Raw genomic sequence first — 22,151 nt, 5'->3', positions numbered from 1 at the left:
GGGCCCGATCCGTTTTCCTCCACGATGTCCGTCACCACGTGGCGCGCAGCTGGCGGATGATCCGCCTGCGCAGCCGCACCCTGCGGCTGCCGTCACGCAGCAGACTCAGTCGCTCCAACTCCCAGTGTCCGTACTCGGCGTGGTCGGTCAGCAGGCGTGTGGCGTCCTTGCGGGAGACCCAGCGAGGGACGTACACGTCGACAAATTCGTATTCCGGCATCGCATCTATTGTGCGGGCAGAGCCCCGGTACGGATAGCGTCTGCACTATGTCTGATGCTGCGCAGCCCTCCGCTGCCGAGGTACGTGCCGCCGCCGACGCGGTCAAAGCCGCGCTGGACCGCCACCTGGAGGCGGTGGAACGCCGCACCGGGGACGACGATCCGGCCGTGTACGACGCGTTCAACGCCCTGGCGGCCGCTGCCGAGGCGTACGACGAGCGGCTCTACGACCGGTACGACGAGGTCACCCCCTTCGAGATCCCGGGCGCCGACGACTCCCTGCCGCCCTACACGGGCCCGGAGGAGCCGAACGCGCTGAGCGTCCTGATCCGCCGCGACTACGCCGTGGTGGAGCCCCAGCGGCTGCTTGCCCAGGCCCAGCGCATCGCGGACCTGGACCCGGAGGCCGACGAGTCGGCCGAGGAGGACCGGGCGGCCGCCGTGGTCGGCACGAGCGTGCACGCGGCGCTCGGGGTGCTCTTCGGGGAGTACGAACCGGACGAGATCGCTTCCCGGCACAAGGAGTTCGGCCTGGAGGAGGGCGACTCCACGCTGTGGGTGTCGGCGGCGGACGAGCTGCCGGAGCCGGGGGAGTGGCTGAGCACGCCGTTCGACCACGCGGATCCGCAGCGGGTGGTCTGCCGGTTCGACGTCAGCGCGGTCTTCGACGAGGAGGAGCTGGGCGACGAGGACGACCTGCCGGGGGCGCCGTGACGCTCACCCGTGCTGCTGATGCCCGCCTTGTTCAGATTCTCCGCCGGTGTGACGCCTGCCCTGTCCTGACGTCTCCGCCGGTGTGACGTCTCCCCGGTTCTGTCGTCTTCCCGACGCCACGCCTTGCCGACAGCCTCCGTACCCGTCCGGGCGCGGAGGCTGTCGCGTATCGGCGGGTCGCCGGGGCTACTCCGCCTCGGGCGTCCGCAGCAGGGCCTTCAGAAGGGGCGTGAGGCGGGTCGTACGCGCCGGGGCGGGCACCTCGGCCACGGCTCGCGGCAGTGCCTGGTCCACCCCGTGGACCACGGACAGATGGCGCTCGGCGCGGCCGAAGGCGGTGTAGACCCACGACCGGCTGAGCACCTGCGCCGCGTCCCCGGGCAGCACCGCCACGACGGCCGGCCAGCGCGTCCCGGCCGCCTGGTGGGCGGTCAGGGCCCAGCCGTGCCGCAGCGCCGACTCGACCCGCTCCTTCGGTACGACGAGCTGCTCGCCGCCGCAGTCGAGGTGCAGCCCGTCGGGGCCCGCCGAGCCGACCACGCCGACGGTCGTGCGCCCGGGCGCCTCCGCGTACGCCACGCGGTCGCCCGGGTCGAAGCCCGCGAACCGGCCGGGGCCCGGGTTGAGCCGCTCCTTCAGGGCCGCGTTGAGCGCCCTCGTACCCGCCGAGCCGCCATGGCCGACCGTGATCACCTGGGTCTGCTCGGCCGGCACGCCGATCGCGCGCGGCACCGAGTCCGCGACCAGCTGGACGCAGCGGTGCACCGCCTCGCCCGCGTCCCGCACCGGGACGATCACGACCTCCTTGCCCGGCGCCTCGACCTGGGCGAGCTCACCGGCGCCGATCCCCGAGACCAGCTCGCCGATCGGGCCGGGGTCCGGGGTGCGCGACGCCACGTGCGGGAACGCCCGGGCCGCCAGCACATCGGCGAAGACCCGGCCCGCGCCCGCCGAACCCAGCACCTCCGGGTCCCCGCCGAGCACCAGACGGCAGCCGTCCGGCAGCGACTCGACCAGCATCGCCGCGCTCTCCACGTCGAGCTGCGGGGCGTCCTGCACCACCAGGACGTCCAGGGCGAGCGCCCCGTCCTCGTCCCGGCCCGGACCCTCGGCCCCGGAGAGCAGCGCGGCCACGGTGAACGCGCGCTCGGCCCCCACCGCCCCGGCGAGCCGGCGCCGGCCGTCCCGGGTGTGCGCGGCGGCGGCCGCCCGCAGGCCGAGGTCGTGTGCGGCGGTGACCACGGCCGCCGACTCGGCGCGGGCGGCCTCGCCGCCGGAGTGGGTGACCAGGCCGCTGCCCGCCACCGCCCCGATCAGCTCGGCGGCGGACGGCGAGGGGGCGGCCGCCACGGCGCCCGCCCAGTCCGAGCCGTCGTCCTTCACCGGGGCGTTGGCGAGCCGGGCCAGGCCGTCGGCGAGGCTCTCCTCCGCCAGCGCGTACCGGTCGAGGCCGAGCAGCACCTCGACGGGGGCACTCTCGTCCGCCGCCTCGTCCTCCTGGACGTCCTCCTCGGCGCCCGCCGCCTCGCCGTCCAGCGCGGCCACCCCGTCCTCGAAGACCAGCACCACGCCCTCGGTGATCGCGTGCCGCACGGCCTGGTCCGGGTCCGGCACCGAACGCTCGGCCAGCGCCGCCTTCACCCCCGCGATCGGCAGCGCGGTGTGGCCCTGGACCGACGCGCGCTCCAGGGTCCAGGCGACCAGCGCGGCCGCCCGGCGCGGGTCGTCCGGCCCGCACTCCGCGCCGAGCAGCGCCCGGGCGAAGCCGTCGGCCTGCTCGGGGCGGACCCCGGGCACGGCGAGCAGCTGCCAGGGGTCGGACCGCAGCACGTCGGCCGCCTGCTCGCCCAGGGCGTCCGTGACCCGCGGGGCCAGCGAGTCGGGCGCGCCGCCGCCGCTCAGCACGGCCCGCACCGCGGCCAGCGCCTCCGGCCCGGCGGCCACGCGCGCGGGCTGCGGCGCCTGGGTCCGTGCGGGCGCGGGGGCGGCCGGTACCGGGGCGGGGCGGCGCGGGGCCGGGGCGGAGGCGAAGAACGACTCCCCGGGCTTCTCGCCGCTCTCGACCGCCCGGACGGCCGCGAGCAGGTCGGCGGCCTGCCCGCTGAGCTTGGTCCCCGCCGCGACGGGCCCCTCCTTCTCGGCCTTCCGCGCCTCGATCCGGGCCCGCAACTCCCGCTGCGCGGCGAGCTCGGCCTGGGCCTCGGACAACTGGGCCTCGGACGGCTGAGCGTCGGATGCCTGGTCCTCGGACTGCTGGGCCTCGGACAACTGGGCCTCGGACGGCTGAGCGTCGGATGCCTGGTCCTCGGACGGCTGGGCCTCGGACTGCTGGGCCTCGGACGGCTGGGCCTCGGACAACTGGGCCTCGGACGGCTGAGCGTCGGATGCCTGGTCCTCGGACGGCTGGGCCTCGGACTGCTGGGCCTCGGACGCCTGGGCGTCGGACGGCTCGGGCGCACCTTCGGCGACCTCGGCCGGGCTGTCCCCCTCGTCGCCCTCGGCGGGGCCGTCGCCACCCTCGGCCTTGGCCTCGCCCTCTGCCGAGCCCTCGCCGTCCGAACCCGTGCCGCTTCCCTCCGCCCCCGCCCCCGCCGCGTCGGCGTCGGCGCCGGCCTCCGGCACGGCCCCGGCCTCCGCGTCGGTGGGCTCGGCCGGTGCGTCGGCCTCGGCCACACCGCTCTCGGCGCCCGCGGCGCCTTCGGTTCCGGGGGGAAGCGCGGTCACAAGGTGCTCCAGTCCTGGTCGGGATAGCGGTGCACGGGCGCTGACACATCGTCCAGCGCCCGGCAGATCTCGTCTGGAAGACTAAGCGCCTCCACTGACAATGCCGCCGTGAGCTGCTGCGCGTTGCGCGCGCCGACGATCGGGGCGGCCACTCCGGGCCGGTCCCGCACCCACGCGAGCGCGACCTGCAGCGGCGTCGCCGCGAGGCCGTCCGCGGCTATCGCCACCGCGTCCACGATCCGGCCGGCCGCCTCGTCCAGATACGGCGCGACGAACGGCGCCAGCGTCTCCGACGCCCCGCGTGAGTCCGCCGGGGTGCCGTTGCGGTACTTCCCCGTCAGCACCCCGCGCCCCAGCGGCGAGGACGGCAACAGCCCGATGCCGAGGTCGAGCGCGGCCGGCAGCACCTCCCGCTCCACGCCCCGCTGGAGCAGCGAGTACTCCATCTGCGTACTGGCGACCCGGGTGCGCGCGCCCGGCGCGGCGAGCTGCCAGGTCGCGGCCTTGGCGAGCTGCCAGCCGCAGAAGTTGGACACGCCCGCGTACCGCACGCGGCCGCTGCTCACCGCGATGTCCAGGGCCTGGAGCGTCTCGTCGAGCGGGGTCCGCGGGTCGAAGGCGTGGACCTGCCAGATGTCCACGTAATCCGTGCCGAGACGTTCCAGCGACTCGTCGAGCGCGGCGAGCAGATGGCCGCGCGAGCCGTCGAAGCGCCGGTCCGGGTCGGGCACGCTGCCCGCCTTGGTCGCGATGACCAGATCGCGGCGCGGCACCAGCCGCTCCACCAGCTGCCCGAGCAGATATTCCGCGTCCCCGCCCCCGTACACGTCCGCCGTGTCGACCAGCGTGCCGCCGGCCTCCCAGAAGGCCTTCAACAGATCGGCGGCGTCGTGCTCGTCGGTGTCCCGGCCCCAGGTGAGGGTGCCGAGCCCGATCCGGGATACGCGCAGGCCCGTACGGCCCAGGTGCCTCTGCTCCATGGGCGCTGAGATTACTGGCCGGGGCGCCGCCCGGTGAGGGCCTGTGGACAACTGACCCTGCCGCGCCGTCCGCCCGCGCGCTAGAGTCCCCGGAACAGGGACGTTACTGATCAGTAAGGGGACCGTCATGCGGCTCGGGATCAACCTCGGCTACTGGGGCGCCGGAATGGACGGCGACAACCTCGCCGTCGCCCAGGAGGCCGACCGGCTCGGCTACGACGTCTGCTGGGCCGCCGAGGCCTACGGCTCGGACGCGCCCACCGTCCTGGCCTGGGTCGCCGCCCAGACCGAGCGCATCGACGTCGGCTCCGCCATCCTCCAGATCCCGGCCCGCCAGCCCGCGATGACGGCGATGACCGCCGCCACCCTCGACTCGCTCTCCGGCGGCCGCTTCCGCCTCGGCCTCGGCGTCTCGGGCCCGCAGGTCTCCGAGGGCTGGTACGGCGTCAAGTTCGACAAGCCCCTCGCCCGTACCCGTGAGTACGTCGAGATCGTCCGCCGGGCGATGACCCGCGAGCGGCTCAGCTACGAGGGCGAGCACTGGACGCTGCCGCTGCCGGACGGCCCCGGCAAGGCGCTCAAGCTCACCGTGCACCCCGAACGCGAGCACATCCCGCTCTACATCGCCGCGATCGGCCCCAAGAACCTGGAGCAGACCGGCGAGATCGCCGACGGCGCCCTGCTGATCTTCCCCTCCGCCGACCACCTGGAGGACACCGCGATCCGCCACATCCGGGCGGGCCGCGAGAAGGCGGGCAAGACCCTGGAGGGCTTCGACGTCTGCCCGACGCTGCCGCTGGCGCTCGGTGCCGACAGCGACGTCGGCGCGCTGGCCGACATGTTCCGCCCGTACACCGCGCTCTACGTCGGCGGCATGGGCAGCCGCAAGCAGAACTTCTACAACCAGCTCGCGCAGCGCATGGGGTACGAGAAGGAGGCCGCCGAGATCCAGGACAAGTACCTCTCCGGCGACAAGGCGGGCGCGGCCGCCGCCATCCCGCAGCAGCTCATCGACTCCACCACGCTGCTCGGCTCGGTGGAGCGCATCGCCGACCGGATGCGGGCCTATGCCGCCGCCGGGGTCACCACCCTCACCCTCGCCCCGGCCGGCTTCACGCTCGACGAGCGCGTCGCCGCCCTGCGCGCGGGCACCGAGGCGCTGGAGCTCGCCGGTCTGGCGTAGCGGAACCGGCCGTAACAGCCGTACGAGAAAGCCTGCGGCCGTGGTGGGGGCTCGGGGGGTCTTCCCCGCCACGGCCGTCACCCGGAACAACGCGCCGTGCACCGGATGGGTTACGGGCGGACGCGCCCCCGCGCGTTCCTCCGTTCGGTCCAGCGCGGAGGCACCCCTGTTGCCCCGTTCTGTCCGCCGCCTTTGACTTGCTCTTTGCAGATGTCTGTACGGAAGTCATGCGGAGGTACGGCGATGCTTTCGGCGAAGAGCCTGTTCCAGGAGATCCTCGACAACGACGAGTCGTTCCGGCTCTTCTGCTCGATCGCGGCCAGCGGCGAGACCCAGGGCGGCTGGGAGAACGGCCGTATCTCCGCGCTCGTCCCCCCGGAGCAGCGCGACCTCGGCCCCAAGATCGCCCGGCACGGCGCGGACGAGGACAAGCACGGGCGGATCTTCAACGCGCTGCTCAAGAAGCGCGGCCTCACCCCGGTCCCGGTGCCGGCCGAGACCGACTACACGATGCTCCTGGAGCGCCACGGCATCGGTCTCGCCCACGAACGGCTGCGCGCGGAGCAGCCGCTCACCGAGCAGGACATCATCACGTACCTCTCGCACAGCCGGGTCACCGAACAGCGGGCCGCCGACCAGATGGTGATGCTGGTCCGCTGCTTCGGGGACCACCCCGAGGTCGGCCGGGCGATCCGGATGATCAGCCACGACGAGGTCAACCACCTCGCCTACTGCCACGAGGAGCTGCTGCGCCTCGCGTACGCCGGGCACGGCCGCACCATCCAGCGCGTGCTGCGCGAGTGCGCGCTGGCCGAGATCCGCGTCTACCGGGACGTCAGCCTCGCCGTGATGGCGCACATGGGCCGCATCCTCGGCTGGCCGAAGGCCAAGTCGGCGGCGCTGGCGGCCGGGATCCACGGCATGTACGCCTACGAACGGGCCGGCGGCTGGCGGCGGATGGTCTCCCTGTCGATGCCCGAGCACCGCGACGCGCTGGGCGGACCGGCCACACCGGCGCCCGAGTTCGCGTGACCGGTCCCGGACAGGCCCTAGAGCCAACCGCGGCGCTTGAACGTGCGGTACAGCAGCACTTCGAGCGCCGCCATGAGCACCAGGACCGCCGGATACGCCCATACGTACCCCAGCTCCGGCATGTGCTCGAAGTTCATGCCGTAGATCCCCGCGACCATCGTCGGCACCGCCGCCATCGCCGCCCACGCGGAGATCTTGCGCATGTCGTCGTTCTGCCGCACGCCCATCTGCGCGAGATGCGCGGAGAGGATGTCGGAGAGCAGCCGGTCCAGGCTGTCCACGCCTTCGTTGGCGCGGGTGAGGTGGTCGCTGACATCCCGGAAGAACGGCTGCGCCTGACCGTGCACGAACGGCACCCCGGCCCCGGCGAGCCGCTGCATCGGCTCCGCCAGCGGGCCGGTCGCCCGGCGGAACTCGAGCACCTGCCGCTTGAAGGTGTAGATCCTGGACGCGACCGTGCCCCCACTGGTCTGCGCCCGCCCCTTGCCCTCGCGGCCGGCCGGCGCGAACACCTCGGCCTCCAGCTCCTCCAGGTCCGTCTGGAGCTCGGCGGCCACTTCCACGTAGTGGTCGACGACGGCGTCGCTCACCGCGTACAGGACGGTCGTCGGGCCGTGCCGCAGCAGTTCGGGCTCGGCCTCCAGACGCATGCGCACGTCGTGCAGCGGCGAGCCCTCGCCGTGCCGGACCGTCACCACGAACGAGTCGCCGATGAACACCATCAGCTCGCCGGTGCTGACGGTGTCGCTCTCCGGCTCGTACGTCACCGGCTTGAGCACCACGAACAGTGAGTCGTCGTACACCTCCAGCTTGGGCCGCTGGTGAGCCATCAGCGCATCCTCGACCGCCAGCGCGTGCAGCCCGAACTCGCTGCTGACCAGCTCGAACTCGTCCTCGGTGGGCTCGTACAGGCCCAGCCACACAAAGGCGTCCCCGGCCGACCTGGCCTCTTCCAGCGCGTCGGAGTAGTCCGGCGGGCCCTCGGTGCGGCGGCCGTCCCGGTAGATGGCGCAGTCGACGATCACGGCGCGCATTCTTCCGTGAACCCGTACCGCCCGCACCCGCTCAGGGCCCTCGGCCTACGCTGACGGACATGGCCACGCTGATCCTCGTACGTCACGGACGCTCCACCGCCAATACCTCGGGCGTGCTGGCCGGGCGCACACCCGGTGTGCTGCTCGACGAGCGCGGCGCCGCCCAGGCCGCCGAGCTGCCCGCCCGGCTCGCCGGACTGCCGCTCGCCGCCGCCGTCTCCAGCCCGCTGGAGCGCTGCCAGGAGACCCTGCGGCCGCTGCTCGACGCGCGGCCCGACCTCGCGCTCCACACCGACGAGCGCATCAGCGAGTGCGACTACGGAGACTGGTCGGGCCGCAAGCTCGCCGAGCTCTCCGAGGACCCGCTGATGGAGGTGGTGCAGCAGCACCCGTCGGCCGCAGCCTTCCCGGGCGGCGAGTCGATGCCTGCCATGCAGCGGCGGGCCGTCGAGGCGGTGCGCGAGTGGGACGCGCGCGTGGAGGCCGAGCACGGCCCCGACGCCGTGTTCGTCATGTGCTCGCACGGGGACATCATCAAGTCGGTCGTCGCCGACGCCCTCGGAATGCATCTGGACCTCTTTCAGCGGATCTCGGTGGAACCGTGTTCCCTGACCGCGATCCGTTACACCCGGCTGCGCCCGTTCCTGATGCGCCTGGGAGAGACCGGGGACGTCGGTTCGCTGGCGCCGAGGGAGCCCAGGGCAGCGGGGGACGCGGCGCCTCCGTCCGACCCCTATGACGGCCGGGCCGTAGTAGGGGGTGGCGCGGGAGCACCGTGATCGCCGGGCGCAGTAGGGTGGACGGGCCGAAAACACCGCGCTCCGCCCCGGCGGGCCCGCACCCATCGCTCAATCCGACATAGGGAGACCAGGACGTGTCCCGTCAGGTGTTCTTCTACGACCCACCGGACCGCTTCGTGGCCGGTACGGTCGGGCTGCCCGGGCGCCGTACGTTCTTCCTCCAGGCGTCATCGGGCAGCCGTACCACCAGCGTCGCCCTGGAGAAGACCCAGGTCGCGGCCCTCGCCGAACGGATCGACGAACTCCTGGACGAGGTCGTGCGGCGCACCGGCGGCAACGCGCCCGTCCCGGCCGTCGCCCCCGCCGACGTCACCGACACCGCGCCGCTCGACTCCCCCGTGGAGGAGGAGTTCCGGGTCGGCACCATGGCGCTCGCCTGGGACGGCGAGGAACAGCGCATGGTCATCGAGGCGCAAGCCCTGGTCGAGCTCGACGCCGACTCCGAGGAGGACCTCGCCGAGGCCGAGGAGCGGCTGCTCCAGGACGACGAGAACGGCCCGCCGATGCTGCGGGTGCGCCTCACCGGCGCCCAGGCCCGCGCCTTCGCCAAGCGCGCCCTGGACGTGGTCAACGCGGGCCGCCCGCCGTGCCCGCTGTGCAGCCTGCCGCTCGACCCGGAAGGACACGTATGCCCGCGCCAGAACGGATACCGACGGGGAGCCTGACGGCGGTGGAGCTGCTCACCAAGGGCGAGCTCACCGTGCGCGGCCGGATCCGCGAGGCGTCCAACGCGGTGCTCTACTGCTCCGTCGCGTACGAGGGGGAGAGCGCCCACTGCGTCTACAAGCCGGTGGCCGGGGAGCGCCCGCTGTGGGACTTCCCCGACGGCACGCTCGCCCAGCGCGAGGTCGCCGCGTACGAGGTCAGCGCCGCGCTCGGCTGGGACCTGGTGCCGCCGACCGTGCTGCGCGACGGGCCGTACGGCGAGGGCATGGTCCAACTGTGGATCGAGGAGCTCGCCGAGGACGCGGGGGATCCCGACCAGGGCGAGGGCGCGCTGCTCGCGCTCGTCGACGGCGAGGAGCCGGGCGAGGGCTGGAAGTCGGTCGGGCTCGCGGACGTGGGGGAGGGCCGCACGGCGCTCCTGGTGCACGCCGACGACGAGCGGCTGCGGCGGCTCGCCGTGCTCGACGCCGTGATCAACAACGGCGACCGCAAGGGCGGCCATCTGCTGCCCGCCGAGGGCGGCCGCCTCTACGGCATCGACCACGGGGTCACCTTCAACGTCGACGACAAGCTGCGCACGCTGCTGTGGGGGTGGGCGGGCGAGCCGCTGACCGGGGAGGCGGTGGCAGCGCTGACCCGGCTCGCGGCCGCGCTGGCCCCCGGCGAGCCGCTGGCCACCCGACTGGCCGAGCTGATCACCGCCGCCGAGCTGGAGGCGCTCCGCGACCGGGTCGCGGGACTGCTGGCGGACGGGGTGCACCGCAGCCCGTCGGGCGAGTGGCCGCCGATTCCCTGGCCGCCGGTGTAGTCACGTACCGGTGACGTAACAGGACAAGCGGGATCCATGCACGCCGGGCCGGGTGCGCGCAAGACCCAGTATTCGGCCAAGAGCGTCCATCCGGTTCGAATATGGAGCGTGCGTCCGGTTACGCTCATGACATGTATGCCTGGCCCGCTTCTGAGGTCCCCGCCCTGCCCGGCAAGGGCCGCGACCTCCGGATCCACGACACCGCGACCGGCGGTCTGGTCACCCTCGACCCCGGTCCCGTCGCCCGTATCTACGTCTGCGGCATCACCCCGTACGACGCCACCCACATGGGTCACGCGGCGACCTACAACGCGTTCGACCTCGTTCAGCGCGTGTGGCTCGACACCAAGCGGCAGGTCCACTACGTCCAGAACGTCACCGACGTCGACGATCCGCTCCTGGAGCGGGCCATCCGCGACGGACTCGACTGGACCGCGCTCGCCGAGCGTGAGACCGCGCTCTTCCGCGAGGACATGACCGCCCTGCGGATGCTTCCCCCGAAGCACTACATCGGAGCCGTCGAGGCGATACCCGGCATCGTGCCGCTCGTCGAGCGGCTGCGGGACGCGGGCGCCGCCTACGAACTCGACGGGGACATCTACTTCTCCGTGGAGAGCGACGCCCACTTCGGGCAGGTCTCCCGCCTCGACGCCGAGGCCATGCGGCATCTCTCCGCCGAGCGCGGCGGCGACCCCGAGCGCCCCGGTAAGAAGAACCCGCTCGACCCGATGCTCTGGATGGCCGCCCGCGAGGGTGAGCCGAGCTGGGACGGCGCGAGCCTGGGCCGCGGCCGGCCCGGCTGGCACATCGAGTGCGTCGCCATCGCCCTCGACCACTTCGGCATGGGCTTCGAAGTGCAGGGCGGCGGCTCCGACCTCGCCTTCCCGCACCACGAGATGGGCGCCTCGCACGCCCAGGTGCTCACCGGCGAGTTCCCGATGGCCAAGGCGTACGTCCACGCCGGCATGGTCGCGCTCGACGGCGAGAAGATGTCGAAGTCCCGGGGCAACCTGGTCTTCGTCTCCAAGCTGCGCCGCGACGGCGTGGACCCGGCGGCGATCCGGCTCTCCCTGCTCTCGCACCACTACCGGGCCGACTGGGAGTGGACCGACCAGGTCCTCCAGGACGCCGTGGAGCGGCTGGAGCGCTGGCGCGCGGCCGTCTCGCGCCCCGACGGGCCGTCCGCGGACGCGCTGGTCGAGGAGATCCGCGACGCCCTCTGCAACGACCTCGACGCCCCGGCGGCGCTCCAGGCCGTGGACCGGTGGGCCGCTCTCCAGCAGAGCGAGGGCGGTACGGACGAGGGCGCGCCCGGCGTGGTCTCGCGCGCCGTCGACGCGCTGCTCGGCGTGGCCCTCTAGCGCCACCTGCCGGCACAGCACAGCACAGCACGGCGCCGGGTGGGCACTGCCCACCCGGCGCCTTTTCGTGTGCGGGGCCCTCGGCGCTACTTCCGGTTCACCACGACGGCCTGGACCGCGCCCGTCCTGGTGTCGAGGAACCCGATGACCTCCTGGCCGAACGCGAACGCCTGCTGGACCGCGTCATGCGTGACCTGGGTCGGGTTCGCCAGCGGGTGCCAGTCACCGTCGATGTAGAGGTAGAGGATCGGCGGCTGACCGGGCAGCGGGGCCACCACGTCCCAGAACTTGGTGGCGACGCCGCTGGTCATCGAGGCGGCCTCGACCGCACTCGGCAGCACGAGCGGCTGCTGGCTCTGCCGGCCCTGCGGGTGGCTCTGCTGCGTGTCCCCGCCCAGCTGCTGGAGCAGCTGCTGGAAGGGCTGCTGCTGGCCGACCTGCTGGAGCTGCTGCTGGACCTGCGGCGGCGAGGTGCTCGGGCTCTGCTGCCGGCCTTGCGGATAGCCGTGCTGCTGGGGGAAGCCCTGCCGGCCCTGCGGTTGGCCCTGCTGCTGAGGGAAGCCCTGCTGGCCCTGCTGGAAGGGCTGCTGCTGACCGTACTGCTGCTGACTCATCTGCGGGGTGGTGCTCATACGGGTGTCACCTTCCCTGTGTCGATGCGGGGTCGGTCATGGCTGGCTGGCTGGAGGGATGGCCGGCTGGACGGATGTGTGGGCCGACGGTGGAAGCGGACCGGGTCAGCCCGTGTCAGCCCGCGACGACGAGGCCCACGACCTCGTCGTCCGAGAACCAGACGCGTACGTCGGGCCGTCCCTGGGCGAAGGCGGCGTGCACCGCCCGTCGCAGCTCCGGCGCCGGGTCGTTGAGGTTGCGCCACGCCCCGGCGACGAACAGCCGGAGCCTGGGAGGGAGTTCAGGGGGGTACGGCATGAGCTCGTCCCAGTACCGCTCGGCCTGGCCGGTGCCGACCGTCGACGGCATCAGCCGGGTCACCGCGGCCTTGATGTCGGGCCGGCCGCCGATGCGCTGGGAGGCGGGCCGCCCCGGCGCGTCCTGCTGCGGCGAGCCGGTGGTCCGCAGAATCTCGCGGGCTCGCTCGGGCGTCATCGGCGCCAGACCGGCCGCCTTCAGGATCCCCTGGAGGCAGACGAGGGCGCCGGTCACCACGGGCGCGGCCGCCGAGGTGCCGGAGAACGCGTCGGTGTACCAGGCGATCTCCTCGGCGCCGCCCTGGAGTTCACCCGGCCGGTCCCAGAACCCGCCGGTCGTGGTGGCCTCCCGGCCCCAGCCCTGGGCGTCGATCCGCGCCCCGTAGTTGGAGAACGCGAGCCGCGAGCGGTCCGGGCCGTGGTCGCGCCCGTGGGTGCCGGGCGGCGGGGCGCCCGCGCCCACCAGGACCGCGCCGGAGGACGGGTTGGCGGGGTTGAAGGGGTTGCGCCAGGTCGGGGGGAACGCCTCGGGGCGCCGCTCGTACAGCGCGTCGTCCAGGCTCTCCCCGCCGTTGCCCGCGGCCGCCACCACCAGGACGCCCCTGGCCGTCGCCCGCCGGATCGCCGCGAAGTCGTCCGGCCACCACTCCAGCGGGAGGAACCCGGCCTGGTCGTCGCGGTGTTCGTAGGCGAACCGCGGCCCCGGCCGGTGCAGGGCGACCAGCACCCGTCACCGGGAGCCAGCCGTTCGGCGGCGGCGTGGATCGCCGCGGCCGTGCCGACGGAGTGGACCGAGGCCGCCGCGGTGACCGCCTCCGGGGCGATGCCGGTGATGCCCTTGTCGCCGCGGTCGCCGCCGATCACCCCGAGGACCGCGGTGCCGTGGTTGCGCCACGCCAGGTCCTGGAGCGGGGCGCCGACGACGATCCCGGCGAGCGTGTCCGCGAGGTCCTCGTGGCCCAGCTGCCAGGCGCCCCCGACGTCGATGACGCTTACGCCCCGGCCGGAGCCGCCCGGCCGCTGCCAGGCCCAGTACGCGTCGACGCCCTCGGGCGCGGCCCGCAAGTAGCCTTGGCGGCCGGTGAAGTCGGGGGTGAGGGGCGCGCCCTCCTTGAGCCGCCGCACCGCGTCGTCGCCGGGACCGGTGTAGTCGGCCGGGACGGCGCCCGGCTTCACATAGGCGGTCTCGATGCCGGGCAGCGCGGCCAGCCGGGCGGCGATCTCCTCGGCCCGGTCCGCCGCACCGCGTACGCGGTGGAAGAGCGCGAGGTCGGGCTGTGTGTCCCGGCCGAAGAGCGGCTCCAGCGCCAGCTGTTGGTCGGCGAGGAACAAGGTGAGCGCCGTGGTGTCCGCCCCGGAGTCGGAGCGGACGCTCTGCCCGTCGACGCGCAGCCGGGCGTCGGCCCGGGCGACGACGATCAGCTCCGGTTCGGCGCCCTGGTAGGTGAATCCAGCTCCATCGGGTCCGGGGCCCGCCGTTCCGGGGCCCTGGCCCGGGAGTGCCTGGTCGGTCATGGCCGCTCCCGCTCCCATCTGATGCCGTGTCGGATCAGGTTCGCGCGCGTCCCTGCTCGGCACACCCTGCTATCACGGCGCCGACTCGTCCACCCCGTACGGCCAACTGTGTTTGGGACAAAGGGAGGTTGGGCAACCCGTGCAATCCGGCCGGAAGTGGTGCAGCACCACATCCGTCCGGTCGCCGGGGCGTTCAGTCCTCCGAGGACTCCGGGCCCTCGCTCGGATCGTCCGGCTCCTCCCGCGAGGGCTTGGGCGGCCGGGTCCGCCCGCTGCTGGTGTCGCGCAGATACGACGTCGACTCGCCCCCGTCCGTGGCGTGTCCGCCGGACGGCTGCCCCGGTCCGGGTCCGCCGTCGCGGCGCCGCAAGTACCGCTCGAACTCGCGGGCGATCGCCTCGCCGGACGCCTCGGGCAGGTCCGCGGTGTCCCGCGCCTCCTCCAGGGTCTGGACGTACTCGGCCACTTCGCTGTCCTCGGCCGCCAGCTGGTCGACCCCGAGCTGCCACGCCCGGGCGTCCTCGGCCAGCTCGCCCAGCGGGATGCGCAGGTCGATGAGGTCTTCCAGGCGGTTCAGCAGAGCGAGCGTGGCCTTCGGGTTCGGCGGCTGCGACACATAGTGGGGCACCGCCGCCCAGAGACTGACCGCCGGGACGCCCGCGTGGGTGCACGCCTCCTGGAGGATGCCGACGATGCCGGTCGGACCCTCGTAGCGGGTCTCCTCCAGGTCCATCGTGCGGGCCAGGTCCGGGTCGGAGGTGACCCCGCTGACCGGCACCGGGCGGGTGTGCGGGGTGTCGCCGAGCAGCGCGCCCAGGATCACCACCATCTCCACGCCCAGCTCGTGCGCGAAGCCGAGGATCTCGTTGCAGTACGAGCGCCAGCGCATCGACGGTTCGATCCCGCGCACCAGGACCAGATCGCGCGGCTTGTCGCCGCCGACCCGGACGACCGAGAGCCGGGTGGTGGGCCAGGTGATCCTGCGGACCCCGCCCTCCAGGAACACGGTCGGCCGGTTGACCTGGAAGTCGTAGTAGTCCTCCGCGTCGAGGGCGGCGAACACCTCGCCCTTCCACTCGCGCTCCAGGTGAGCGACGGCTGAGGAGGCGGAGTCGCCCGCGTCGTTCCAGCCCTCGAACGCGGCGATCATGACCGGGTCGACCAGCTCGGGAACTCCCTCCAGCTCGATCACCCAGTGCCTCCCTCCGAAGTTCTCTTGCGTACGCCCCAACCTTACGGCTTCAGCACTACCCCGCCGCAGCCCCCGTGCACGGCACGCTCCCCGCCGGAGTGATCCCCGCATGAACAGGCAGCAGCCGGGGCAGAGCACGACCGTGCCCGTGATTCATCCGAGCTGTGGGAGGAATCCGGTGGGAAATTTCCGTCCGGACCCTGGACTGTGGCGGTCGACCGGCGCTATACATCCGGAATACATCGGATGACCGCGAGAGGTCGGACGTTCGAGCAGGAGTTCGTCGCAAGAGTTCTTCAGACAGGACTCAGCCACAGGGGGGCGTGCATGAGGCCGAGTGTCACCGGGTTCGACGTATACGACATCCGTTTCCCCACGTCGGAGCAGCTCGACGGCTCGGACGCGATGAACCCCGACCCGGACTACTCGGCCGCCTATGTGGTGCTGCGCACCGACGGCCCGGCCGGCACCGAGGGGCACGGCTTCGTCTTCACCATCGGCCGGGGCAACGAGGTGACCGCCGCCGCCATCGAGGCGCTGCGGCCGTACGTGGTGGGCCGCCCGGCGCCGAGGAGCGCCGCCGATCTCGCGGCCCTGCACCACGACCTCACCCATGACTCGCAGTTGCGCTGGCTCGGCCCGGAGAAGGGCGTCATGCACATGGCGGCCGGCGCCGTCGTCAACGCCGCCTGGGACCTGGCCGCGACCGCCGCCGGGCTGCCCGTCTGGGAGTTCCTGGCCACGATGACCCCCGAGGAGCTGGTCTCCCTCGTCGACTTCCGCTACCTCACGGACGTGCTGACCCGGCAGGAGGCGCTCGCCCTGCTGCGCGCCGCCGAGCCGGGCCGCGCCGAACGGGCCCGGCTGCTGCGCGCCGAGGGCTATCCCGCCTACACCACCTCGCCCGGCTGGCTCGGCTACGACGACGCCAAGCTGGTCCGGCTCGCCAAGGAGGCGGTCGCGGACGGCTTCGCGCAGATCAAGCTGAAGGTCGGCGCCGACCTCGACGACGACGTACGGCGGCTGCGGCTGGCCCGCGCGGCGGTCGGCCCCGGCATCCGCATCGCCGTCGACGCCAACCAGCGCTGGGACGTGCCGGACGCGCTGCGCTGGATGGCCGCGCTCGCCCCGTACGCCCCGCACTGGATCGAGGAGCCCACCAGCCCCGACGACATCCTCGGCCACGCCGCCGTGCGCGCCGGGCAGCCGGTGAAGGTGGCCACCGGCGAACACGTCGCCAACCGGGTCGTGTTCAAGCAGCTCCTGCAGGCCGGCGCGGTCGACTTCGTACAGATCGACGCGGCCCGGGTCTCCGGCGTCAACGAGAACCTGGCGATCCTGCTGCTCGCCGCCAAGTACGGCGTCCCCGTCTGCCCGCACGCGGGCGGGGTCGGCCTGTGCGAACTCGTCCAGCACCTGGCGATGTTCGACTACGTGGCCGTCTCCGGCACCCGCGAGGACCGCGTCATCGAGTACGTCGACCACCTCCACGAGCACTTCACCGACCCGGCCGTCATCGAGGGCGGCCGCTACCGCGCACCCCGCGCGCCGGGCTTCTCGGCCCGGATGCGCCCCGAGTCGATCGCCGCCTACCGCTACCCCGACGGACCGGCGTGGCTGGCCCGCCGCCCGGCCCAGGAGGTCATCTCATGAGTACCCCGCGGGAGTTCACCGCACCCGGCGCCGCACCTCAGGACTTCACCGGGATGGCCGCACTGGTCACCGGCGGCGCCTCCGGGATCGGCGCGGCCACCGCCGGGCTGCTTCTCGCCCGGGGCGCCCGGGTCGCCGTACTCGACCGGGACGTCAAGGGCGCCCCGCCCGGCACCCTCGCCCTGGAGGCCGACGTCACCGACGACACGGGCGTACGGGAGGCGGTGGCCCGGGCGGCGCGGGAGTTCGGCGCCCTGCACACCCTCGTCTCCAACGCCGGAACCGGCGCCACCGGCACCGTGGAGGACAACGACGACGCCGAGTGGCACCGCGTCCTGGACGTCAACGTCCTCGGCATGGTCCGGGTCGCCCGCCACGCCCTGCCGCAGCTGCGCCGCGCGGCCCGGGACCGGCCCGGCCACGTCTCCGTCACCCACACCTGCTCCATCGCCGCCACCGCGGGCCTGCCCCAGCGCGCCCTCTACAGCGCGGCCAAGGGTGCCGTGCTCTCCCTCACCCTCGCCATGGCCGCCGACCACGTGGCCGAGGGCATCCGGGTGAACTGCGTCAACCCCGGCACGGCGGACACCCCGTGGGTGGCCCGGCTGCTCGCCGGGGCCGAGGACCCCGAGGCCGAACGGGCGGCGCTGCGGGCCCGCCAGCCCATGGGCCGCCTGGTCACCGCCGACGAGGTGGCCGCCGCCATCGTGTATCTGGCGAGCCCGGCCGCCTCCTGCGTCACCGGTACCGCCCTGGCCGTCGACGGCGGCATGCAGGGACTGCGCCCGCGCCCCACCACCTGAGCCGCGAACCGCGAAGGACACCACGATGAGAGTGCGTAACTCAACTGCCGCCGTCTGCTGCGTACTTCTGGCGGCCGGGGCACTGGCGGGCTGCAACCGCGACTCCGGCGGCGGCACCGGGGACAAGAAGGTCGGCATCGACCTGCCGCGCAGCGACAGCGACTTCTGGAACTCCTACCAGCAGTACATCCAGCAGGGCACCAAGGCGGGCGAGGTCTCGGCGCTGCCGCTCACCAACTCGCAGAACGACATCGGCAAGCTCGTCGCCAACGTCACCGCCTTCATGGACCGGGGCGCCAAGGCCGTGATCATGGCCCCGCAGGACACCGGCGCCGTCGCCTCCACCCTGGAGACCCTGCACAGCAAGAAGATCCCGGTGGTCAGCGTCGACACCCGCCCCGACAAGGGCGACGTCTACATGGTCGTACGGGCCGACAACAAGGCGTACGGCGAGAAGGCCTGCAAGTTCCTGGGTGAGCAGCTCAAGGGGAAGGGCAAGGTCGCCGAGTTCCAGGGCGATCTGTCCTCCATCAACGGCCGCGACCGCTCCCAGGCGTTCAAGGCCTGCATGGACAAGGACTACCCCGGCATCCAGGTCTTCGAGCTGGCCACCGAATGGAAGGGCGACGTCGCCTCCGCGAAGCTCCAGTCGACCCTCGCCGCCCACCCCGACCTGAACGGCATCTACATGCAGGCGGGCGGTGCCTTCCTCCAGCCCACGCTCGCCCTCCTGGAGCAGAAGCACCTCCTGAAACCGCCGGGCGCCGCCGGCCACATCACCATCGTCTCCAACGACGGCATCCCCGACGAGCTCGACGCCATCAAGGCCGGGAAGATCGACGCCACGGTCTCCCAGCCCGCCGACCTCTACGCCAAGTACGCGCTGTACTACGCCAAGGCGGCCCTGGACGGGAAGACCTTCAAGGAGGGCCCGACCGACCACGGCTCGACCATCATCAAGATCCCCGGCGGGTACGAGGACCAGCTCCCGGCACCCCTGGTGACCAAGGCGAACGCGGGCGACCCGGCGCTGTGGGCCAACCAGCTCCAGAAGAAGGGCTGACCGTGAGCGCCGAGCCCGCCCTGGACGCCCGGGGGATCGTCAAGCGCTTCGGGCCGACCCTGGCGCTCGACTCGGTCGCGCTGACCGTGCGGCCCGGCGAGTCCCACGCGCTCGTCGGCCGCAACGGCGCGGGCAAGTCCACGCTGGTCGGCGTGGTCACCGGACTGCACCGGCAGGACGCCGGCACGGTGGCCTTCGGCGGGGTGCCCGCGCCCGCCTTCGGCGACCGGGCGGCCTGGCAGTCCACGGTGGCGTGCGTCTACCAGCGGTCCATGGTCGTCCCGGACCTCACCGTCGCGGAGAACCTCTTCCTCAACCGGTTCGAGGGCGGACCCATCCGCTGGGGACGGCTGCGGCGCCGCGCGGCGGACCTGCTCGCCACGTACGGCGTGAACGTCGACCCGGACATGCGGGCCCGCGAACTGACCGTGGAGCAGCGCCAGTTCGTGGAGATCGCCCGAGCCCTCTCCTTCGGCGCCCGCCTGATCGTCCTGGACGAGCCGACCGCCCAGCTGGACGCGCGCGGCATCGAGCGGCTGTTCACCAGGCTGCGCGAGCTCCAGGGCCAGGGGGTGGCGTTCCTGTTCATCTCGCACCACCTCCAGGAGGTGTACGAGCTGTGCACCGCCGTCACCGTCTACCGCGACGCCCGCCACGTACTGACCGCGCCGGTGGCCGAGCTCGCCAAGGACGACCTGGTGGCGGCGATGACGGGCGAGGCGGGCGGCACGGCCTCGCGGCACCGGGGCGCCCGTACGGTGCGTGAGGACGCGGCCCCGGTCCTGACGGCCGAAGGGCTCGCCCTGGACGGCGCGTTCGAGCCGGTCGACCTCGCCGTACGCCCTGGCGAGGTGCTGGGCCTCGCCGGGGCCGCCGCCAGCGGGAACACAGCGCTCGGCGAGACGCTGGCCGGGATGCGCCGGGCGAGCGCGGGGCGGATCGCGGTGCGCGGGCGGCCGGTGAAGCCGGGCAGCGTGCCGCACGCGCTGGACGCGGGCATCGGCTACATCCCCGAGGACCGGCACCGCCAGGGCCTGGTGCCGCAGCGCTCGGTCGCGGAGAACGCCACGCTCACCGTCACCGACCAGCTCGGGCCGTGGGGGACCGTACTGCCCTCCCGTACCAGGGAGTTCGCCCAGTCGATGATCGACTCGCTCGACATCAGGACCAGGGGGCCCGGGCAGCCGGTGTCCGGGCTCTCCGGCGGCAACCAGCAGAAGGTCGTGGTGGCGCGGGCGCTGGCCCGCGGGCCGGTGGCGCTGGTCGCGGTGCGCCCCACGGCCGGGGTCGACGTGAAGTCCAAGGAGGCGCTGCTCGCGGTGGTGCGCCGCGTCGCCGACGAGGGGAACGCCGCCGTGATCGTCTCCGACGAACTCGACGACCTGCGGGTGTGCGACCGGGTGCTCGCGCTGTTCCACGGGCGGGTCGTCGCCGAATACGACAGCGGATGGAGCGACCGGGAACTGGTCGCCGCCATGGAAGGTGTGGGGGAGCGGCCATGACCGAGACGGTGACCACGGCGCCCGCCGGGACGACGGGCGGCGCGTCCGCGCGGCGGCGGCTCGCGCATGTGCGCTGGAGCGACTTCTCGCTGGTCCCGGTGATCCTGGTGCTGATGGTGATCGGCTTCATCGTCTCGCCGGTCTTCCTCACCTCGGACAACCTGATCAGCGTGATCCAGCAGTCCTCCGAGCTGAGCCTGCTGGTGCTGGGCCAGGCGCTGATCCTGATCTGCGGCCGGATGGACCTCTCCCTGGAGTCCACCATCGGCATCGCGCCGGTGATCGCGATGTGGCTGGTGCTGCCGTCGGAGGGCGGCCGGTTCGCGGGGCTCGGTCTGCTGCCCACCTGGACGGCGATCCCGCTCTGCCTCCTGGTGGGCCTGGCGATCGGCGCGGTCAACGGCTTCCTGATGCTGAAGCTGAACGTCAACGGGTTCATCGCCACCCTCGGCATGCTGACGATGCTGCGCGGCCTCCACGTCGGCATCACCGAGGGCAAGTCGATCACCGATGTGCCGGAGTCGTTCCGCTACCTCGGCAAGACCGACTGGCTGGGCGTCCCGGCCGCCGTCTGGATCTGTCTGACCCTCTTCGCCGTCGGCGGCGCCGCGCTCGCCTGGCTGCGGCACGGGCGGGCGCTGTACGCCATCGGGGGCAACCCGGAGGCGGCGCGGGCGGCCGGGATCCGGGTGGACCGGATCACCTGGGCGGTCCTGGCGCTCGGCGGCCTGCTCGCCGCGTTCGCCGGGATCCTCTACACCGGCCACTACGGCTCGGTGGCCGCCACCCAGGGCAACGGCTGGATCTTCCAGGTGTTCGCGGCGGCGGTGATCGGCGGGATCAGCCTGAAGGGCGGCCGGGGCACGCTGTTCGGCGCGCTCACGGGTGTGCTGACGCTGCAACTGGTGGTCAACGTCATGACCCTGGGCGGGGTCCCGGCGCTGTGGAACCAGTTCCTGAACGGGGCGATCATCATCGTCGCGCTGGTGATCTCGCGCTTCGCGAGCGGGGAGAAGCAGGACTGAGTGGGGGCCCGGGGTTTGTCTGCGGGTGGTGGTGGGTTGCTCGCGCAGTTCCCCGCGCCCCTAAGAATGCCGCTGCGCGGCAATCCCCTGGGCGCCCCGGAGGGGCGCTTTTAGGGGCGCGGGGAACTGCGCGACCAGCCACGCACCACCCGCAGACAAACCCCGGGCACCGCTACAGCGTCGACCGCAGCCACTGCTCCACGCTGGCGATGTGGACCGTCGCCCAGGACCGCGCCGCCTCCGCGTCCCGGTCGCGCAGGGCGGCGAGGATGGCGCGGTGCTCGTGGAGGGTGCGGGCCACCGCGTCCTCCTGGGTCAGGCCGCGCCACACCCGGGCCCGGGTGGTGGGGCCGGAGAGGCTGTCCAGGAGGGAGCAGAGCACCGAGTTCCCGGCGCTCTGCACGATCCCGCGGTGGAACTCCAGGTCGCAGGCGACCAGCTCCTCCACCGAGGGGTCCGGGCCCAGCGCGTCCAACTGGGACGCCAGCGCGTCCAGTTCCGCGTCCTCGATCCGGGCCGCCGCCATCGCCGTCGCCGCCGGCTCCAGGATCCGCCGCACCGCCAGGAACTCCAGCACCGTGTCGTCCCGGTGGAAGTCCACGACGAAGCTCATCGCCTCCAGGAGCAGCTGGGGATCCAGGCTGGTGACGTACGTACCGTCGCCCTGGCGCACGTCCAGGATGCGGATCAGGGAGAGCGCGCGGACCGCCTCGCGCAGCGAGTTCCTGGACAGGCCGAGCTCGGCGGCGAGTTCGCTCTCCTTGGGCAGCCGGTCGCCGGGGCGCAGCGCACCGGAGACGATCATTTCCTTGATCTTCTCGATGGCCTCGTCGGTGACTGCCATGGGGCGACCTCCCTGCGGGATATACATCCGATGAATCGGACCCCATTATGCGTGCCCGCGTGGCCATGCGTCCCGGTATGCCGAAAGGGGCGGCTCCCCCCGTG

At 73.1% G+C, this 22,151-nt stretch carries 21 protein-coding genes; 13 read left to right on the top strand and 8 right to left on the bottom strand.

Annotation, left to right across the window (positions count from 1 at the left end):
• Positions 1-31 precede the first annotated feature (31 nt).
• Positions 32-220: a DUF5703 family protein gene (locus AB0G17_RS03645; protein ID WP_361375079.1), complete on the bottom strand. Its 189-nt coding sequence runs from the start codon at positions 218-220 to the stop codon at positions 32-34.
• Between the two features lie 47 nt (positions 221-267).
• On the opposite strand from AB0G17_RS03645, the gene AB0G17_RS03640 reads away from it, so the two are divergent.
• Complete coding sequence (locus AB0G17_RS03640) at positions 268-933, top strand: hypothetical protein (RefSeq protein ID WP_361375077.1); 666 nt, start codon at positions 268-270, stop codon at positions 931-933.
• Between the two features lie 186 nt (positions 934-1,119).
• On the opposite strand, the gene AB0G17_RS03635 is transcribed toward AB0G17_RS03640, so the two are convergent.
• Positions 1,120-3,657 carry a helix-hairpin-helix domain-containing protein gene (locus AB0G17_RS03635; RefSeq protein ID WP_361375075.1) on the bottom strand — a complete coding sequence of 846 codons (2,538 nt, stop codon included), beginning with the start codon at positions 3,655-3,657 and terminating at the stop codon, positions 1,120-1,122.
• A complete protein-coding gene (locus AB0G17_RS03630) occupies positions 3,654-4,637 on the bottom strand; it encodes an aldo/keto reductase (protein ID WP_361375073.1) in 984 nt (327 codons plus the stop codon). The genes AB0G17_RS03635 and AB0G17_RS03630 overlap by 4 nt, the downstream gene beginning before the upstream one ends.
• Positions 4,638-4,764: 127 nt before the next feature.
• Between AB0G17_RS03630 and AB0G17_RS03625 the strand changes: the two genes are divergently transcribed.
• Positions 4,765-5,820 (top strand): LLM class F420-dependent oxidoreductase, encoded by a 1,056-nt coding sequence (locus tag AB0G17_RS03625; RefSeq protein ID WP_361375071.1) that lies wholly within the window; start codon positions 4,765-4,767, stop codon positions 5,818-5,820.
• A 243-nt stretch (positions 5,821-6,063) separates the two neighbouring features.
• Positions 6,064-6,852 (top strand): ferritin-like domain-containing protein, encoded by a 789-nt coding sequence (locus AB0G17_RS03620; protein WP_361375069.1) that lies wholly within the window; start codon positions 6,064-6,066, stop codon positions 6,850-6,852.
• A 17-nt stretch (positions 6,853-6,869) separates the two neighbouring features.
• Here AB0G17_RS03620 and AB0G17_RS03615 read toward each other — a convergent pair whose 3' ends face one another.
• Positions 6,870-7,886 (bottom strand): magnesium and cobalt transport protein CorA, encoded by a 1,017-nt coding sequence (locus AB0G17_RS03615; RefSeq protein WP_361375067.1) that lies wholly within the window; start codon positions 7,884-7,886, stop codon positions 6,870-6,872.
• Between the two features lie 59 nt (positions 7,887-7,945).
• On the opposite strand from AB0G17_RS03615, the gene AB0G17_RS03610 reads away from it, so the two are divergent.
• The 4 genes from AB0G17_RS03610 (at position 7,946) to mshC (ending at position 11,521) form a co-directional block, all read left to right on the top strand.
• Complete coding sequence (locus AB0G17_RS03610; RefSeq protein ID WP_361375065.1) at positions 7,946-8,665, top strand: histidine phosphatase family protein; 720 nt, start codon at positions 7,946-7,948, stop codon at positions 8,663-8,665.
• Between the two features lie 95 nt (positions 8,666-8,760).
• Entirely contained in the window at positions 8,761-9,351 is a 591-nt protein-coding gene (locus tag AB0G17_RS03605; RefSeq protein WP_361375063.1) for a DUF3090 domain-containing protein, read from the top strand.
• A complete protein-coding gene (locus AB0G17_RS03600; protein ID WP_361375061.1) occupies positions 9,315-10,160 on the top strand; it encodes an SCO1664 family protein in 846 nt (281 codons plus the stop codon). The genes AB0G17_RS03605 and AB0G17_RS03600 overlap by 37 nt, the downstream gene beginning before the upstream one ends.
• 131 nt (positions 10,161-10,291) lie before the next feature.
• Positions 10,292-11,521, top strand: a complete 1,230-nt coding sequence (gene mshC / locus AB0G17_RS03595; protein ID WP_361375059.1) for a cysteine--1-D-myo-inosityl 2-amino-2-deoxy-alpha-D-glucopyranoside ligase — start codon at positions 10,292-10,294, stop codon at positions 11,519-11,521.
• 86 nt (positions 11,522-11,607) lie between these two features.
• Here the strand turns inward: mshC and AB0G17_RS03590 are convergent, their stop codons facing one another.
• Positions 11,608-12,153: a hypothetical protein gene (locus tag AB0G17_RS03590; protein WP_361375057.1), complete on the bottom strand. Its 546-nt coding sequence runs from the start codon at positions 12,151-12,153 to the stop codon at positions 11,608-11,610.
• Between the two features lie 115 nt (positions 12,154-12,268).
• Positions 12,269-13,177, bottom strand: a complete 909-nt coding sequence (locus AB0G17_RS03585; protein WP_361375055.1) for a S8 family serine peptidase — start codon at positions 13,175-13,177, stop codon at positions 12,269-12,271.
• A gap of 48 nt (positions 13,178-13,225) precedes the next feature.
• Between AB0G17_RS03585 and AB0G17_RS03580 the strand changes: the two genes are divergently transcribed.
• Positions 13,226-13,519 carry a hypothetical protein gene (locus AB0G17_RS03580; RefSeq protein ID WP_361375053.1) on the top strand — a complete coding sequence of 98 codons (294 nt, stop codon included), beginning with the start codon at positions 13,226-13,228 and terminating at the stop codon, positions 13,517-13,519.
• Positions 13,520-14,158: 639 nt separating this feature from the next.
• On the opposite strand, the gene AB0G17_RS03575 is transcribed toward AB0G17_RS03580, so the two are convergent.
• Positions 14,159-15,157, bottom strand: coding sequence for a PAC2 family protein (locus AB0G17_RS03575; RefSeq protein ID WP_361375051.1), 999 nt, complete (start codon positions 15,155-15,157; stop codon positions 14,159-14,161).
• Between the two features lie 327 nt (positions 15,158-15,484).
• On the opposite strand from AB0G17_RS03575, the gene AB0G17_RS03570 reads away from it, so the two are divergent.
• The 5 genes from AB0G17_RS03570 to AB0G17_RS03550 are packed head-to-tail and all read left to right on the top strand — an operon-like array spanning position 15,485 to position 21,203.
• On the top strand, positions 15,485-16,810 hold the full coding sequence (locus AB0G17_RS03570) for an enolase C-terminal domain-like protein (protein ID WP_361375049.1): 1,326 nt from the start codon (positions 15,485-15,487) through the stop codon (positions 16,808-16,810).
• Positions 16,807-17,613, top strand: a complete 807-nt coding sequence (locus AB0G17_RS03565; protein WP_361375047.1) for an SDR family oxidoreductase — start codon at positions 16,807-16,809, stop codon at positions 17,611-17,613. Before AB0G17_RS03570 ends, AB0G17_RS03565 begins: the two co-directional genes overlap by 4 nt.
• A gap of 25 nt (positions 17,614-17,638) precedes the next feature.
• Positions 17,639-18,676, top strand: coding sequence for a sugar ABC transporter substrate-binding protein (locus AB0G17_RS03560; protein WP_361375045.1), 1,038 nt, complete (start codon positions 17,639-17,641; stop codon positions 18,674-18,676).
• 2 nt (positions 18,677-18,678) lie between these two features.
• Positions 18,679-20,178, top strand: coding sequence for a sugar ABC transporter ATP-binding protein (locus tag AB0G17_RS03555; RefSeq protein ID WP_361375043.1), 1,500 nt, complete (start codon positions 18,679-18,681; stop codon positions 20,176-20,178).
• Positions 20,175-21,203, top strand: a complete 1,029-nt coding sequence (locus tag AB0G17_RS03550; RefSeq protein WP_361375041.1) for an ABC transporter permease — start codon at positions 20,175-20,177, stop codon at positions 21,201-21,203. The genes AB0G17_RS03555 and AB0G17_RS03550 overlap by 4 nt, the downstream gene beginning before the upstream one ends.
• A 172-nt stretch (positions 21,204-21,375) precedes the next feature.
• Here AB0G17_RS03550 and AB0G17_RS03545 read toward each other — a convergent pair whose 3' ends face one another.
• Positions 21,376-22,047, bottom strand: coding sequence for a FadR/GntR family transcriptional regulator (locus tag AB0G17_RS03545; protein ID WP_361375039.1), 672 nt, complete (start codon positions 22,045-22,047; stop codon positions 21,376-21,378).
• Positions 22,048-22,151 lie beyond the last annotated feature (104 nt).

This window comes from Streptomyces sp. NPDC023838 (genome assembly GCF_040639555.1).
Lineage (GTDB): Bacteria > Actinomycetota > Actinomycetes > Streptomycetales > Streptomycetaceae > Streptomyces.
The sequence above is the reverse complement of the archived record's forward strand: the minus strand, read 5'-3'. Positions and strand labels throughout refer to the sequence as shown.

Bases quoted from the DNA above. Each gene is read 5' to 3' on its own strand.
- AB0G17_RS03600 (WP_361375061.1), top strand. From the start codon at position 9,315: ATGCCCGCGCCAGAACGGATACCGACGGGGAGCCTGACGGCGGTGGAG.
- AB0G17_RS03620 (WP_361375069.1), top strand. From the start codon at position 6,064: ATGCTTTCGGCGAAGAGCCTGTTCCAGGAGATCCTCGACAACGACGAG.
- AB0G17_RS03630 (WP_361375073.1), bottom strand. From the start codon at position 4,637: ATGGAGCAGAGGCACCTGGGCCGTACGGGCCTGCGCGTATCCCGGATC.
- AB0G17_RS03625 (WP_361375071.1), top strand. From the start codon at position 4,765: ATGCGGCTCGGGATCAACCTCGGCTACTGGGGCGCCGGAATGGACGGC.
- AB0G17_RS03560 (WP_361375045.1), top strand. From the start codon at position 17,639: ATGAGAGTGCGTAACTCAACTGCCGCCGTCTGCTGCGTACTTCTGGCG.
- AB0G17_RS03640 (WP_361375077.1), top strand. From the start codon at position 268: ATGTCTGATGCTGCGCAGCCCTCCGCTGCCGAGGTACGTGCCGCCGCC.
- AB0G17_RS03590 (WP_361375057.1), bottom strand. From the start codon at position 12,153: ATGAGCACCACCCCGCAGATGAGTCAGCAGCAGTACGGTCAGCAGCAG.
- AB0G17_RS03565 (WP_361375047.1), top strand. From the start codon at position 16,807: ATGAGTACCCCGCGGGAGTTCACCGCACCCGGCGCCGCACCTCAGGAC.
- AB0G17_RS03610 (WP_361375065.1), top strand. From the start codon at position 7,946: ATGGCCACGCTGATCCTCGTACGTCACGGACGCTCCACCGCCAATACC.
- AB0G17_RS03645 (WP_361375079.1), bottom strand. From the start codon at position 220: ATGCCGGAATACGAATTTGTCGACGTGTACGTCCCTCGCTGGGTCTCC.
- AB0G17_RS03550 (WP_361375041.1), top strand. From the start codon at position 20,175: ATGACCGAGACGGTGACCACGGCGCCCGCCGGGACGACGGGCGGCGCG.
- AB0G17_RS03545 (WP_361375039.1), bottom strand. From the start codon at position 22,047: ATGGCAGTCACCGACGAGGCCATCGAGAAGATCAAGGAAATGATCGTC.
- mshC (WP_361375059.1), top strand. From the start codon at position 10,292: ATGTATGCCTGGCCCGCTTCTGAGGTCCCCGCCCTGCCCGGCAAGGGC.
- AB0G17_RS03615 (WP_361375067.1), bottom strand. From the start codon at position 7,886: ATGCGCGCCGTGATCGTCGACTGCGCCATCTACCGGGACGGCCGCCGC.
- AB0G17_RS03570 (WP_361375049.1), top strand. From the start codon at position 15,485: ATGAGGCCGAGTGTCACCGGGTTCGACGTATACGACATCCGTTTCCCC.